This is a genomic window from Bifidobacterium sp. UMB1197, assembly GCF_030217745.1.
GTDB classification, from domain to species: domain Bacteria; phylum Actinomycetota; class Actinomycetes; order Actinomycetales; family Bifidobacteriaceae; genus Bifidobacterium; species Bifidobacterium vaginale_B.
The window spans coordinates 1-13,969 of record NZ_JASOOL010000009.1; the positions used below are offsets into that span (position 1 = coordinate 1).

Genomic DNA, 13,969 nt, shown 5'->3' on the forward strand with positions numbered 1-13,969 from the left:
CCAGCCTTAGTAGTTGGAGTCACCTCTTCAGGCTGCTTTGGATCAGGAGTTGGAGTATCGGAAGAACCCATAACCTCGTTATAATGCTTCTTAGCAGCATCCAAAAGGGTATCCTTAGCATCAAGATCAAGACGAGCAGCTTGCAAAGCAGCGTTAGGGGCATCAGCAGGACGAGTCAGTAATGCAGTACCAGCTTCATTAAGAACGCCAGCATCCTTAGCAGCCTTAACAGCATCAGCATTAGCAGGCTTAGCTACCTCGGCAGCATCAAGCTGACCATCTGACTTGACGATTTTAGCAGCCTTTGCAGCAGCAAGACCTGCATCATACTTATCCTGTGCCTGCTTAGCTTCAGCTACAGCAGCCTCATACTTAGTCTGCTCAGCATTAGCCTTCTTAGCAGCAGCAGCCTGCTCGTCCACAGCAGTAAGATAATCAAGCTTAGCCTGAGTACGATCCTTCTCAGTATAAGTCTTCTTCGCCTCACCAAAGAAACCATTATTCTTAAAGAAATCACCTATTTCTCCAAGACCAGTGAACTTAGCTTCCTGAGCCATTGCTGGGGTGGCCATTGCGAAGCCGGCAAGCAAAGTTGCGCCAGCAGCGAAAGCGGCGATAGCCTTCTTATTCATCATTTTAATTTCCTTTCTTCTTCTCCTCCACAGCCGCCGCGCAAATCCGCGCCAACAGTGGGGAAAAACTAAAACATGCGTTCGCATGTTTCCACCAACATGGTTATCCACCAAGCGATGTTGCTATTAACATACCCCCCCCCGTTTAAAAAAGTCAAGTCCCAACCACACATGCTAAACCGAAAAAAATAATGTTATACACAGAATAATCCACACTAAAAGTCACATTCACCGTAAAATTTGTGGATAAGCATCACTTAAACCGTAAAAATACGTGTTTCAAGGTTTTTAAAGAATTTTCCCAGGTTTTTTTAAGGAAACGTTATCCGCGCGTGTCGCGCGCGACGACCTGCCTTTTCGCTTAAAGCGTAGCGCGCGAGCGATTTCCCGAGTTTGTTGTTAATTTTGCAGTTTTGGACTACATTCTCGGGAAAAACCTACCGACTTCGTAGCTCAAATCGGCGTTTTGGACTACATTCTCGGGAAACTCGGGTTATAGACCAAAAAAAACGCCACTGTTTGAGCAGTGGCGTTTTTGCGTTTGCGTAGTCTGAGGAATTTGCATTTAATAGCCACTAACGCCTTATTTCTCTAAGAGTTTCATAGAATAACGTTTTAGTACCAATGCGCTCAATATCGCCTTATCTTGCGTTTTTATGGTAATATTAACAAGATATTCCGCAAAATATATCTTACTCGTATATGCATAATAAGTTTGTTGAAAGGAGATTAAATATGAAAGCTTTAGATATAGCATCAATTTTTATTGATCGATATGGTAAAACGCTAGCATTAACCAATCTCACTTTGAATAAACTAGTATATTTTGCGCAGGTGGAATCGTTGCGTAATAATCCTGAGTGTCCGCTGTTCACGGATGAGATTCAAGCTTGGGAATATGGTCCTGTAGAACCTAGTGTTTACAACGAGTTTAAGCAGTTTGGTAGAAATCGTATTTTCAATGCGCCTAATCACGAAACTAGCCAGTATGCTGATTACATTGTAGATACTGTTGTTGAAAAATATGCTTGGATGAATGCGTTTGATTTAGTAAATTATGTTCATCGCGCTGGCGGTGCATGGCACAATGTGTATGATGCGTCGCACAATAAACCGATTCTTGTACAGAATATTCTGCAATCGTCAGATGTTACTTCGTATCCTGCTAAGAAAAATACGTTTATTAGTGCTGTAGATGCTGTAAGAAAACAGTATCCAAATACTTTGCGTATTCTTGGTGACGCATGAGCCAGTATGATGCTCTTGTTTGGAATGAGGAACAAATTATTGCCTTCGCGGAAATAGTATGTTCTATTCAACGAGAAATTGTTGATACAAGCCAAGGGCTTGCTACTGTTAAGCAAGAAGTTCAGGGCTCTGTTGAAAATGTTTTGTATTTTTCATTTGCGATTATTTTTGATAGAGCTCCAGCTGATCGAAATAATTATACGGATATTTTTGACCAAATCGCTGACTTTGCTACGCATCTCGCTAAAGACCATATTTTCCCTGACGCCAATAAGCGTACAACAGTATTAACGTGTGTAGCTTTACTTCGCAATAATGGGATTATTCTTGATATCGAAGATAGTGTAAATCCTTTTGACAATGATTTATATAAGTGGATTCAGAATATTGTTGAAGGTAAGATTGCGCGTGCGAGTTTAGCCGAACAGTTACGTTCGCACGCACATTTATTATTGAATGAAGTTAATTAATTAGGTTTTGACGCGTAACTTAAATGTTGGAAACATTGGGATTTGCTACAAAAAACGCCACTGTTTGAGCAGTGGCGTTATTGCGTTTGTGGAGTCGCGGGGAATTGAACCCCGGTCCGGAAACCGTACCCTCGGTCTTCTACGTGCGTAGTCTGCTGGCCATTCGGCAGTTTTTCTGCCCCCATGTTATTGCAGACAATTCATGGCGAGCATATCTACAGTAAAAGTCCCTGAACCACCCTGCAGCTCGGCAATTCAAGCAAGTCTTCTAATGACGTTTAGCACCACCCCGAAGACGTGAGTGGGTAAACGGAGCAGCTGCTCACTGGTTAATCCTGGCGCGAAGCTCAGGCAGCAAGAGCGAACTCAGTGCGATTAGATTTAGCACTTATTCTTTTGCGAAAGAACGTTTACGAGTGGACTTTCGCATTCTCGGCACGCTTCCCCGCGGCGAACAGATCACCGTCGAAACCGATCGACCCCTTTTGATTTATCAAACTGGTTTATCAAACTAGTGATTAAACACTAACTAATGATTAAACACTGGCAAAAGCCAGAATAATCATTATAAATAAATACAGTGATAGAGTCAACCTGTTTTAAGCTTAATTGCTAGCGCCAGCAGAGCCAGCATCACTAGCGCCAGCACCGCCAGCAGCGCCCTTAGCAAGCTTCTTCGATTTTTCAACAAATCTTCTATTAACAACAAACGCACAAACTAGCGCCGCGCACAAGCAAATAAATATTGTAACGTTTCTAGCTCTAGCGTTTCCAAGGCTCTTTACAGCATTAGCATGAAGAGCAACAGCAGATTCCGCCGCAATAGTAGTCTCTACCTTACCGCCACTAACGCTAACGGTTTTACTGCAATCTTTAGACTCGTAAACATTGCAATATTCACCATCTGGCAAATCGGTTTTATAACTCACTTTTTGCGGCTTTTCCGTGTTGTTGATCGCAAGAAAACCCTTGTTTCCTCGGCTAAACGCAACGTTATTATCGTCGTCATCTTGCCAATTAGTAACCTTAGTGCCCTTAACAGCGTTGTAGAACCCAATCATTCCGCGAATCGAAGTCCATCTTTGCGTGCACTGCCACTTGGAACCGCTTGCACAACTTACATCTGGAATTGAAGTGCTTGTTGCCCCAGGCGCTCCCTCATCTCTTTGCGTAAACTCATACCCCGAAAACACGTTTGGGGTTCCGTACGGGTACGCAAGCATAAACGCATTCGCAAGCTTATACTTTTCGCCATCTTTGTACGTTAAAACTCTGCTTGCATTATCTCGCTCAGTATCCCAATTTGTAACAAAAATCGCAGCTTTTTTGCTTGGAATCAACTTATCTGTAATATTCTTAAGATTTTCAATCGAACCGTAGAAATAATTACGCAACCTGTAGGAGTATTGAAACTCCTTAACTTCGCCCGTTCCTAGGTATTGGTCTGGCTCAATTCTAGGGTCTTCTTCCCCAGGCGCCCCGATTGTTTCTTGCATCCACCATATTTTATCTGGCGTTGTTCCAGCAGCCTTAGCCGCCGCCGCTTTTATGCCTTTTACATCTTGCGGAGACATATGCTTTACGGCATCTACCCTAAACCCAGCAACTCCAAGCTTTAGCATGTATGCAAAGTATGCTCCCAAAGTTTGTTGAACGTGTTTGCTAGACGTGTCTAGGTCTAAAAGCCCAACAAGCCTATTATTCCAAACAACTTCAGCTTTTTTGTAGGTTCCTATGCTTTCTGTAGATTTGTGAAAATCATCTTTTGTGTACCCAGCATCTGGGAACGATTGATTTGCAGCATCATACTTGCTTCCACCAACGCCAACGGTATCTTTGTTTGCAAAGCCACTAGTGTGATTTATTACAGCATCTACTACTATTCCCACTCCCGCAGCTTTGCAAGTTGTTACCATATTTTTAAATTCTTCTTCGTTGCCAAGCTTTGAGTTGACTTTATAGCTTACTGGCTGGTAACTTGTCCACCACTGATTGCCTTTAATATGGTCTTGAGCTGGAGAAACTTGCACGTATTTTACGCCTTCTGGGCCGTACGTTTTTTTGCATTCCTTAGCTATGCTTTTCCAATTTTGTTGGAATGCTGTTACGATTACGCCTTTTTCTGCAGTTTTTTGAGATGATTTTACGCCAGCATACGCAATCGTTGGGCTGCTTGCGACTACTGCTCCCGCAAAAACGGTAGCAACACAAGATGTTATAGCCGCAACTCTTGCCAACACAAACTTTAACTTTACAAACGCCTTTTTATTAAAGCCTGTAAATGCTTTTATGCCGTGGATCATCGTTGTTCCTTTCTGCAAGAATTGCGGCTTTGCTTTGTTCTTACTTCACTCCTTATATATAGAGCTATGTAGGACTATATTAGTCCTATCTATTCCCACTCGATTGTTGCAGGCGGCTTAGAAGTTACGTCGAGCACAACGCGATTAATCTGGCGACATTCGTTTGTGATTCGAGTAGAAATCTTGGCTAGAACATCGTATGGAACTCGCGACCAATCAGCGGTCATAGCGTCTTCCGAGCTTACTGGGCGAAGCACGATTGGCGAACCATATGTGCGCTCGTCTCCCTGAACTCCAACAGAGTGAACATCTGCCAAAAGAACAACTGGGCATTGCCAAATATCGCGGTCTAATCCAGCTGCCGAAAGCTCTTCGCGCGCAATAGCATCTGCTTCTCTAAGCACAGCCAAACGCTCGCGCGTAATCTCGCCAACAATGCGGATTCCCAAACCTGGCCCTGGGAACGGCTGGCGCCAAACAATAGCGTCTGGAAGCCCAAGCTCGGTACCAATTGCGCGAACCTCGTCTTTAAATAGCGTGCGCAAAGGCTCAATAAGCTTAAACTTTAAGTCCTTAGGCAAGCCGCCAACATTGTGATGCGACTTAATATTTGCAGCGCCATCCCCGCCGCCAGATTCTACAACATCTGGGTAAAGCGTGCCTTGTACAAGGAACTTAACTTCCGCTCCAGTTTTGCCAGCTTCTTCAATAACTTGGCGCTGCGCTTTTTCGAATGTGCGAATAAACTTTTCGCCAATAATCTTGCGCTTGCGCTCTGGCTCACTAACTCCCTTAAGTGCATCTAAAAAGTCATCTTCTGCATCTACTGCAATAAGCTTGATTCCAGTGGCTTCCACAAAATCGTGCTTAACCTGCTCAACTTCGCCTTTTCTAAGCAAACCGTGGTCTACAAAAACGCAAGTGAGCTGATCTCCAATTGCCTTATGTACCAGGGCTGCTGCAACAGCGGAATCGACTCCTCCAGAAAGTCCGCAAATAACCTGCGCGTTTCCAACTTCTGCGCGAATCTTTGCAACCTGATCTTCAATTATGTTAGAAGGATTCCAATCATTTTCCAATCCTGCGCACTCGTGCAAGAATGTGGAAATAAGCTTTTGACCTAAAGGCGTATGCTTGACTTCTGGATGCCACTGCACTCCGTAAAGCTTGCGACTTTTGTCTTGCATAGCCGCAACAGGAGCGCCTTGCGTGTGAGCAAGCACCTCAAATCCTTCTGGTGCGCTCTTAACTGCCACTCCGTGGCTCATCCAGGTACTTTGATCTGCTGGAGAATTAGCAAGCAATCCTTCTGCATCGTCAATAGTTGCATGCGTTTTTCCATACTCGCCCAATGCAGCTTTATCTACAACGCCGCCAAGCTCGTGAGCCATAACTTGGAATCCGTAGCAAATTCCAAGCACTGGAACGCCCGCATTAAAAATCTTTGTGTCAATTTTTGGCGCTCCTGGCTCATAAACGGAGGCAGGGCCGCCAGAAAGAATTATGGCTTTTGGATCTTTTGCCAGCATCTCTTCTACTGGCATGGAGTGTGGAACAAGCTCCGAATAAACGTTTGCTTCCCTCACTCTTCTAGCGATTAGCTGGGCATATTGGGCACCGAAGTCAACTACAAGTACCGGACCGTTTGCCATGATTCTCCTTATATATAAGAAACACATTTAGAAACACATTTATAGGTGATTCAATTTATACTAATGGCGCTTTTAGACGTTGGCGTTGTGCGAAACGCCGCAACTTAACAAATCATAAAAATTGTAAAAATAAACAACCTTGACATAACAACAAAGTTAACATCAAATATAACATAATTGATACTTTTAAGGTGATTTTTGTTAACACTTTAACACATTTTTTCAACAAATTCGCACGTAGTAACTAATCAAACGCACAAAAGTCAAAAGCTATTACTATACTGAAAAAGATGGAAAAAGAGGCGAATACGTTTGTTTTTTAGCCTCTATAACCAAATGGTAATGATTAAAATTGCACTGAAAAGTGCTTGAGTACAGGAGTACACATGACGAGTCCTGTTATTGGCACCCCTTGGAAGAAGCTTAACGCTCCAGTTTCCGAGGCGGCCATCGAAGGCGTAGACAAGTATTGGCGTGTTGCTAATTACCTCGCTATCGGTCAGATTTATCTTCGCAGCAATCCTCTAATGAAGGAGCCATTCACTCGCGAAGACGTTAAGCATCGTCTAGTCGGCCACTGGGGTACAACTCCAGGCCTTAACTTCCTTATTGGACACATCAACCGCTTTATTGCTGATCACCAGCAGAACACCGTGATTATCATGGGTCCAGGCCACGGCGGCCCAGCTGGTACTGCTCAGTCTTATCTTGACGGTACCTACACTGAGTACTATCCAAAGATTACTAAGGACGAAGCTGGTTTGCAGAAGTTCTTCCGCCAGTTCTCTTACCCAGGCGGTATTCCTTCTCACTTCGCTCCTGAGACCCCAGGTTCCATCCACGAAGGTGGCGAGCTTGGTTACGCTCTCTCCCACGCTTACGGCGCTGTTATGAACAACCCAAGCTTGTTCGTTCCAGCAATCGTTGGCGACGGCGAAGCAGAAACTGGTCCATTGGCTACTGGTTGGCAGTCCAACAAGCTTGTAAACCCACGTACCGATGGTATTGTTCTTCCAATCTTGCACTTGAACGGTTACAAGATTGCTAACCCAACCATTCTTTCCCGTATTTCCGACGAAGAGCTTCACGAGTTCTTCCACGGCATGGGCTACGAGCCATACGAGTTCGTTGCTGGCTTCGACGATGAGGATCATCTTTCCATTCACCGTCGCTTTGCCGATATGTTCGAGACCATCTTCGATGAGATTTGCGATATTAAGGCCGAGGCTCAGACTAACGATGTAACTCGCCCTTACTACCCAATGATTATCTTCCGCACTCCAAAGGGTTGGACTTGCCCTAAGTTCATCGACGGCAAGAAGACCGAAGGTTCTTGGCGTGCACACCAGGTTCCACTGGCTTCCGCTCGCGATACCGAAGCTCACTTTGAGGTTTTGAAGAACTGGATGAAGTCCTACAAGCCAGAAGAGCTCTTCGACGAAAAGGGTGCTGTTAAGGAAGACGTTCTTTCCTTTATGCCAAAGGGCGAACTCCGTATTGGCGAAAATCCAAACGCCAACGGTGGTCGTATTCGCGAAGATCTTAAGCTTCCAAAGCTTGAGGATTACGAGGTTAAGGAAGTTAAGGAATTCGGTCATGGTTGGGGTCAGCTCGAAGCTACCCGTCGCCTTGGTGTTTACACCCGCGACATCATTAAGAACAACCCAGATTCCTTCCGTATCTTCGGCCCAGATGAGACCGCTTCCAACCGTTTGCAGGCTGCTTATGAGGTAACCAACAAGCAGTGGGATGCAGGATACCTTTCTGGCTTGGTTGACGAGCACATGGCTGTTACTGGCCAGGTTACCGAGCAGCTTTCCGAGCACCAGATGGAAGGCTTCCTTGAGGGCTACTTGCTCACTGGTCGTCACGGCATTTGGAGCTCTTACGAGTCCTTCGTACACGTTATTGACTCCATGTTGAACCAGCACGCAAAGTGGCTTGAGGCTACAGTTCGCGAGATTCCATGGCGTAAGCCAATCTCCTCCGTGAACTTGCTTGTGTCCTCCCACGTATGGCGTCAGGATCACAACGGCTTCTCGCACCAGGATCCAGGCGTAACCTCCGTGCTCTTGAACAAGACCTTCAACAACGATCACGTAATCGGCATCTACTTCCCAGTGGATTCCAACATGTTGCTCGCTGTTGCAGAGAAGGCTTACAAGTCCACCAACATGATCAACGCCATCTTCGCTGGCAAGCAGCCAGCCGCCACTTGGTTGACCCTCGACGAAGCTCGCGAAGAGCTCGAGAAGGGTGCTGCAGAGTGGAAGTGGGCTTCCAACGCTAAGAACAATGACGAAGTTCAGGTTGTTCTTGCTGGTGTTGGCGATGTTCCACAGCAGGAATTGATGGCTGCTGCCGACAAGTTGAACAAGCTTGGCGTTAAGTTCAAGGTTGTTAACGTTGTTGACTTGCTCAAGTTGCAGTCCGCTAAGGAAAACAACGAAGCTTTGACTGACGAAGAGTTCACCGATCTCTTCACCGCTGATAAGCCAGTCCTCTTCGCTTATCACTCCTACGCACATGACGTTCGCGGCTTGATCTTCGATCGTCCAAACCACGACAACTTCAACGTTCATGGCTACAAGGAGCAGGGCTCCACCACCACGCCATACGATATGGTTCGCGTGAACGACATGGATCGTTACGAGCTTACCGCTGAAGCATTGCGAATGGTTGATGCTGCTAAGTATGCCGACGAAATCAAGAAGCTCGAGGACTTCCGCCTCGAAGCCTTCCAGTATGCAGTGGACAAGGGTCTTGATCACCCAGACTACACCGATTGGGTATGGCCAGGCGTTAAGACCGACAAGCCAGGCGCTGTCACCGCTACCGCTGCAACCGCTGGCGATAACGAGTAGTTTTAAGCTATCAACGCTAAAATTGCTTAGCTGATTTTTAGGGAGTCAATCGAAAGGTTGGCTCCCTAAAAAATTAGTCGCACAAAAAAATTAATAATAAAACACATAAAAAATCAGAATTTCCGCTTGTTGTTCTACAAATAGCCTTAAAATAGCTAAGGATTCTTCGTTCGATATGCAATTTTCAACGTTGAAATACGAAGAATAGCAAAACCGAAAATACAAGACAATAAAGCAAACACAGACGCATCAAAGGAGAAAAGTCGTGTCGTTAGTTAACGTAACTATTATCAGCTCCGACTGCGCGCAAAGTCGCAATGTTGTAGCACTGGGAGTTACAAAGGCTCTTTCTAATCATTATTCAACAACTGTTTTTAGACCATCTGCAAAGCATGATGACGCGTTTACAAGCGAATTGATAGCAGCAAGCAGCGCAAAACCAACGCTGGAACAGGCAATTGCCGCATGCCCATGCGCAGTACGTAAAAACAAAGACACACTAAGAGGAGACATTGTAGCTAGCTACAACGATCTGATTAGCGCAACAAACGCTCAAGGATGCGTTATTGTAGCTAGCGATTCCACTTCCGTATTTGACCCAGATTTGTTTAGATTCGATGCATCTGTTGCAGCAGACTTAGCTTCCCCAGTGTTCTTGAGTATTTGTGCAGAAGGCAGAGATAGCAAGCAAATCTTGCAAACAATCGAAGCACAATCCGCAAGCGTTAGCAAAGAATACACAAAAGTATTTGGCGTATTTGTAACTGATTGCAAAGAAGACTTAGCAAAAGAATTAAAAGAAAACTACGCTCAAAGCAATAATGGCACTCCACTTTGGACTTTGCCTGCTATAAGCGAATCCGAATCGAATAAATTCAGCGAATTTGTAGCGGACGAAGAGATTATTAGCGCTTTGCAACAGCCATTTAACGCCCCTACTACCCCGTATGCCTTCCAATACAGCTTACTTGGAAAAGCCAAGGCAAATAAGAAAACAATTGTGCTTCCAGAAGGCGAAGAAGATCGCATTCTAAAAGCAGCTGACTATTTGCTAGAGCGAGACATTGTAAATCTTATTATTGTTGGCCAAAGCGAGTCTATTCTTGCACGCGGAAAAGAACTCGGCTTAAAGTCTCTTAGCAAAGCAAGCTTCCAGTCTATGAGCGACGAGGCTGTTCTTAGCAAGATGATTAGCAAGCTCTGCGAGTTGCGCGCAAAGAAAGGCATGACCGAAGAGCAAGCTAGAGAACAGCTTAAAGATGCAAGCTACTTTGGCACAATGCTAGTGGTACTTGGATTAGCAGACGGACTTGTTTCTGGCTCTGTTAACTCAACTGCAAATACTGTTCGCCCAGCTCTTCAAGTTATTAAAACTAAGCCTGGCTCTAAGCTTGTTTCTGGCGCATTCATTATGTGCTTTAAAGATCATGTGGCTGTGTTTGCAGATTGCGCAATCAACCTTAATCCAGACGCGCAGCAGCTGGCAGATATCGCTTTGCAGTCTGCTCAAACCGCTAAAGCTTTTGGATTAGACCCTAAGGTTGGCATGCTATCTTACTCCACTCTTGGATCTGGAAAAGGCCCAGACGTTGATCTTGTAGAAGAAGCAACAAAGATTGTAAAAGAAAGCGACCCAGACTTAAAGGTTGTTGGATCTATTCAGTTTGACGCTGCATGGTCCGAAACTGTTGCTGCGTCCAAAGCTAAAGGAAATGATGTTGCAGGCCACGTAAATGTGTTTGTGTTCCCAGACTTATGCGCTGGAAACATTGGATACAAGGCCGTTCAGCGCTCCAGCGGCGCATTGGCTGTTGGACCAATTTTGCAAGGACTAAACAAGCCTGTTAACGACTTGTCTAGAGGCGCATTGGTTCAAGATATTATTAACACTGTTGCTCTTACAGCATTGGAAGCGCAGTTCTAATAATCGCAAGAAATAATCGCAAACAAAAATCGCAAGTTCCTACAATGATTTGACTTAACAAAAGCATTCATTGTAGGAACTTACATGTACACTTAAATGTGGCAATTTACTAGCCTTATCAACACTTTATGGAGGATGCCCTCATGGCAAAAACCGTTCTTGTTATCAATTCTGGTTCTAGCTCTATTAAGTACCAGCTCGTCGATTTGGAAAGCGGCGAAGGTATTGCGTCTGGTATTGTAGAAAAAATTGGCGAGCCAGTTGACGGACACTACAAGCACGTATTCAATGGCGAAAAGCATGAGTTTGACGAGCCAGTGCACGATCACGAGCAGGGCTTAAAGCGCGTACTCGGCTTCTTTGAAGAATATGGTCCAAATCTTTCCAAGTCTGGAATCGTTGCTGTTGGACACCGCGTTGTTCAGGGTGGCTTAACCTTCCCTAAGCCAGCATTAGTGAACAAAAAGACAATTAATAAGGTAAAGGATTTGGCCGTTTTGGCTCCACTTCACAACGGTCCAGAGGCTGTTGGCGCTGAAGTTATGACTGAACTTTTGCCAGACGTTCCACAGATTATGGTGTTCGATTCTTCGTTCTTCCACGATTTGCCACAGGTTGCTGCGACTTACGCATTGAACAAAGATATTGCAAACCAGTACCACATTCGTCGCTACGGCGCTCACGGCACTTCCCACGAGTACATTGGCTCTGTAGTTCCAAGTGTTGTTGGAAAGCCTGCAGAAGGCTTAAAGCAGATTGTTTTGCACATTGGAAATGGCGCTTCTGCTTCCGCTCAGATTTCTGGAAAGCCAGTTGAAACTTCTATGGGCTTAACCCCTCTCGAAGGTTTGATGATGGGCGGCCGCACTGGAGATATTGATCCAGCTGTAGTGTTCCACCTTATTCGCAACGCTCACATGAACGTGGACGAGCTTGATACGCTCTTTAACAAGCGTTCTGGCATGATGGGCATGACCGGCCACGGCGATTTGCGCGATATTCATAAGCTCATTGAAGAAGGCGACGAAGACGCTAAGCTTGCTCTCGGCGTGTACGTTCACCGCATTGTTGGCTACATTGGCAACTACACCGCTCAAATGGGCGGCGTGGATGTAATCACATTCACCGCTGGCGTTGGCGAAAACGATGAGATTGTTCGCGCTCTTGTGTGCGAAAAGCTTGCTCCATTCGGCGTTAAGCTCGATAAAGAGAAGAACTTGGTTCGTTCTAAGGAGCCACGCGTTATTTCCACTCCAGATAGCTCTGTGATTATTGCTGTAATCCCAACCAACGAAGAGTTGGCAATCGCTCGAAAGTCTGCACAAATCGCAGAAGCTGGCGAGGATTCTTACGGCAACAAGTTTGAGCGCTAAATCGTAGTGTAAAAACAACGTAACGTAAAAACGTAACACATAAATAATCCCGGGTTAAAAAAACTCGGGATTATTTGTTATTTAAGCATGTTATTTAAGCACACTATTTAAGCATGTTATTCCACATTGTTGGAAAATCTGGAAGCGTTTTACGCGTAGTGGCAATGTTTTTAACATTAATGCCATTAATTCTAAGCCCGAGCATTGCTGCAAACGTGGCCATTCTGTGATCCGCATACGTCTCCATTACTTCCCCATGCATATTTTGGCTAGGAATAATACGGATTCCATCTTCTAGCTCATCTGCGCCTATTCCAACACGATTTAGTTCGGCAACTATTGCACTCAAGCGATTTGTTTCGTGGCCTCTTAAATGCGCAATACCGTGCAACTCGCTTACACCATCTGCAAACGCAAGAATCGCAGCAATACTTGGCGCAACCTCACCAGCAGCAGCCAAATCAAGTGACTTAATGGCATGAATTTTGCCGCTACCAGTTACGCATAACGTTGAAGAATCTGCGCTAGAATGCTCAAAAACGATTTTTGCACCCATCCGCTCAACAATCCCAGGCAACAATCCCCCAGGCTGAGTAGTTTTAAGCGGCCAATTAGGGATTTTAACGCATCCGCCAGCAATCAACGCTGCCCCAATAAAAGGCGCTGCGTTAGAAAGATCTGGCTCCACAACAACTTCATCTGGCAAAGTTAAATCATGTTCTTTAACACGCCAAATTCCGCTTTCTGGCATATCTACCACTCCGCCAGCTTTGCGCACATCTTCCATTGTCATTTGAATATGCGGCATACTAGGCAATTTGCTTCCAATATGCTCTATTTGTAGACCTTTTGGAATACGCGATGCAATTAACAGCAGCGCAGATATAAATTGAGACGAAAGCGAAGAATCAATACGAACAACACGATTGCTGCCAGCAGTTTGCTTGCCATCTACCCCATATTCCACAAGATTTTTAGGAGGAATAACGCTAAATGGTAAGAAGCCGACTTCTCCGTGATATACGATTTTTGCACCCAACTGTTCCAATCCATCTAGAACAGGCTTCATTGGACGAGCATACGCTTGCTCATCTCCGTCAAACTTTACAGACTTATTTGCAAACAGCGCTAAAGCCGTTACAAAACGCATAACTGTTCCAGCCAAGCCACAATTAACAACCGCACAATCATCTACGCTAAAAACGCCATTTTTAGGCGGAATAACGCAAACTGTTGTGCCATCTTCGCTTAATGAATTGCATTTAACCCCAAATACGCTTAGCGCATTAATCATAAGTTCCGTATCTCTAGAACGCAGCAACCCCTTTAAAACAACTGGTTTTTTACCGATTGCTGCCAGAATCAAATATCGATTAGATAACGACTTGCTTCCAGGAACAGAAACTAAAGCATTAATCGCACTATTTGAAAATGGTGCTTTCCAAAGATTGTTTACACCTTTTGCATTTAAATTCGTAACGTCACTCATACTATGAATTATCT

8 protein-coding genes, 1 other RNA gene and 1 pseudogene are annotated in these 13,969 nt (G+C 44.9%); 5 read left to right on the forward strand and 5 right to left on the reverse strand.

What is annotated here, in order from left to right; all coding sequences use genetic code 11:
* Window positions 1-635: pseudogene (locus QP420_RS05575) on the reverse strand (hypothetical protein); the annotation flags it as partial.
* A gap of 732 nt (window positions 636-1,367) precedes the next feature.
* Here QP420_RS05575 and QP420_RS05580 point away from each other — a divergent pair.
* Both QP420_RS05580 and QP420_RS05585 read left to right on the forward strand, forming a co-directional pair.
* Entirely contained in the window at window positions 1,368-1,880 is a 513-nt protein-coding gene (locus QP420_RS05580) for a Panacea domain-containing protein (RefSeq protein WP_481616795.1), read from the forward strand.
* Window positions 1,877-2,350 carry a Fic family protein gene (locus tag QP420_RS05585; protein ID WP_481616796.1) on the forward strand — a complete coding sequence of 158 codons (474 nt, stop codon included), beginning with the start codon at window positions 1,877-1,879 and terminating at the stop codon, window positions 2,348-2,350. Before QP420_RS05580 ends, QP420_RS05585 begins: the two co-directional genes overlap by 4 nt.
* An 86-nt stretch (window positions 2,351-2,436) precedes the next feature.
* On the opposite strand, the gene ssrA is transcribed toward QP420_RS05585, so the two are convergent.
* From ssrA to guaA, 3 genes are all read right to left on the reverse strand, one after another.
* Window positions 2,437-2,833: a transfer-messenger RNA gene (gene ssrA, locus QP420_RS05590) on the reverse strand.
* Window positions 2,834-2,955: 122 nt separating this feature from the next.
* Window positions 2,956-4,653: an alpha-amylase gene (locus QP420_RS05595; RefSeq protein WP_481616797.1), complete on the reverse strand. Its 1,698-nt coding sequence runs from the start codon at window positions 4,651-4,653 to the stop codon at window positions 2,956-2,958.
* Window positions 4,654-4,742: 89 nt separating this feature from the next.
* Window positions 4,743-6,305 carry a glutamine-hydrolyzing GMP synthase gene (guaA, locus tag QP420_RS05600; protein ID WP_464405389.1) on the reverse strand — a complete coding sequence of 521 codons (1,563 nt, stop codon included), beginning with the start codon at window positions 6,303-6,305 and terminating at the stop codon, window positions 4,743-4,745.
* A 386-nt stretch (window positions 6,306-6,691) separates the two neighbouring features.
* Here guaA and QP420_RS05605 point away from each other — a divergent pair, with 386 nt between their 5' ends.
* The 3 genes from QP420_RS05605 (at window position 6,692) to QP420_RS05615 (ending at window position 12,466) form a co-directional block, all read left to right on the forward strand.
* Window positions 6,692-9,169 carry a phosphoketolase gene (locus QP420_RS05605; protein WP_415695345.1) on the forward strand — a complete coding sequence of 826 codons (2,478 nt, stop codon included), beginning with the start codon at window positions 6,692-6,694 and terminating at the stop codon, window positions 9,167-9,169.
* A 265-nt stretch (window positions 9,170-9,434) separates the two neighbouring features.
* Window positions 9,435-11,093: a phosphate acetyltransferase gene (pta, locus tag QP420_RS05610; protein WP_481616798.1), complete on the forward strand. Its 1,659-nt coding sequence runs from the start codon at window positions 9,435-9,437 to the stop codon at window positions 11,091-11,093.
* A 143-nt stretch (window positions 11,094-11,236) separates the two neighbouring features.
* Window positions 11,237-12,466, forward strand: a complete 1,230-nt coding sequence (locus tag QP420_RS05615; RefSeq protein WP_481616799.1) for an acetate/propionate family kinase — start codon at window positions 11,237-11,239, stop codon at window positions 12,464-12,466.
* A 103-nt stretch (window positions 12,467-12,569) separates the two neighbouring features.
* Here the strand turns inward: QP420_RS05615 and aroA are convergent, their stop codons facing one another.
* Window positions 12,570-13,955, reverse strand: coding sequence for a 3-phosphoshikimate 1-carboxyvinyltransferase (gene aroA / locus QP420_RS05620; protein WP_481616800.1), 1,386 nt, complete (start codon window positions 13,953-13,955; stop codon window positions 12,570-12,572).
* Window positions 13,956-13,969 lie beyond the last annotated feature (14 nt).

Excerpts from the sequence above, each read along its gene's own strand:
- guaA (WP_464405389.1), bottom strand. The coding sequence starts at position 6,305 with ATGGCAAACGGTCCGGTACTTGTAGTTGACTTCGGTGCCCAATATGCC.
- QP420_RS05615 (WP_481616799.1), top strand. The coding sequence starts at position 11,237 with ATGGCAAAAACCGTTCTTGTTATCAATTCTGGTTCTAGCTCTATTAAG.
- QP420_RS05605 (WP_415695345.1), top strand. The coding sequence starts at position 6,692 with ATGACGAGTCCTGTTATTGGCACCCCTTGGAAGAAGCTTAACGCTCCA.
- aroA (WP_481616800.1), bottom strand. The coding sequence starts at position 13,955 with ATGAGTGACGTTACGAATTTAAATGCAAAAGGTGTAAACAATCTTTGG.
- QP420_RS05585 (WP_481616796.1), top strand. The coding sequence starts at position 1,877 with ATGAGCCAGTATGATGCTCTTGTTTGGAATGAGGAACAAATTATTGCC.
- QP420_RS05595 (WP_481616797.1), bottom strand. The coding sequence starts at position 4,653 with ATGATCCACGGCATAAAAGCATTTACAGGCTTTAATAAAAAGGCGTTT.
- QP420_RS05580 (WP_481616795.1), top strand. The coding sequence starts at position 1,368 with ATGAAAGCTTTAGATATAGCATCAATTTTTATTGATCGATATGGTAAA.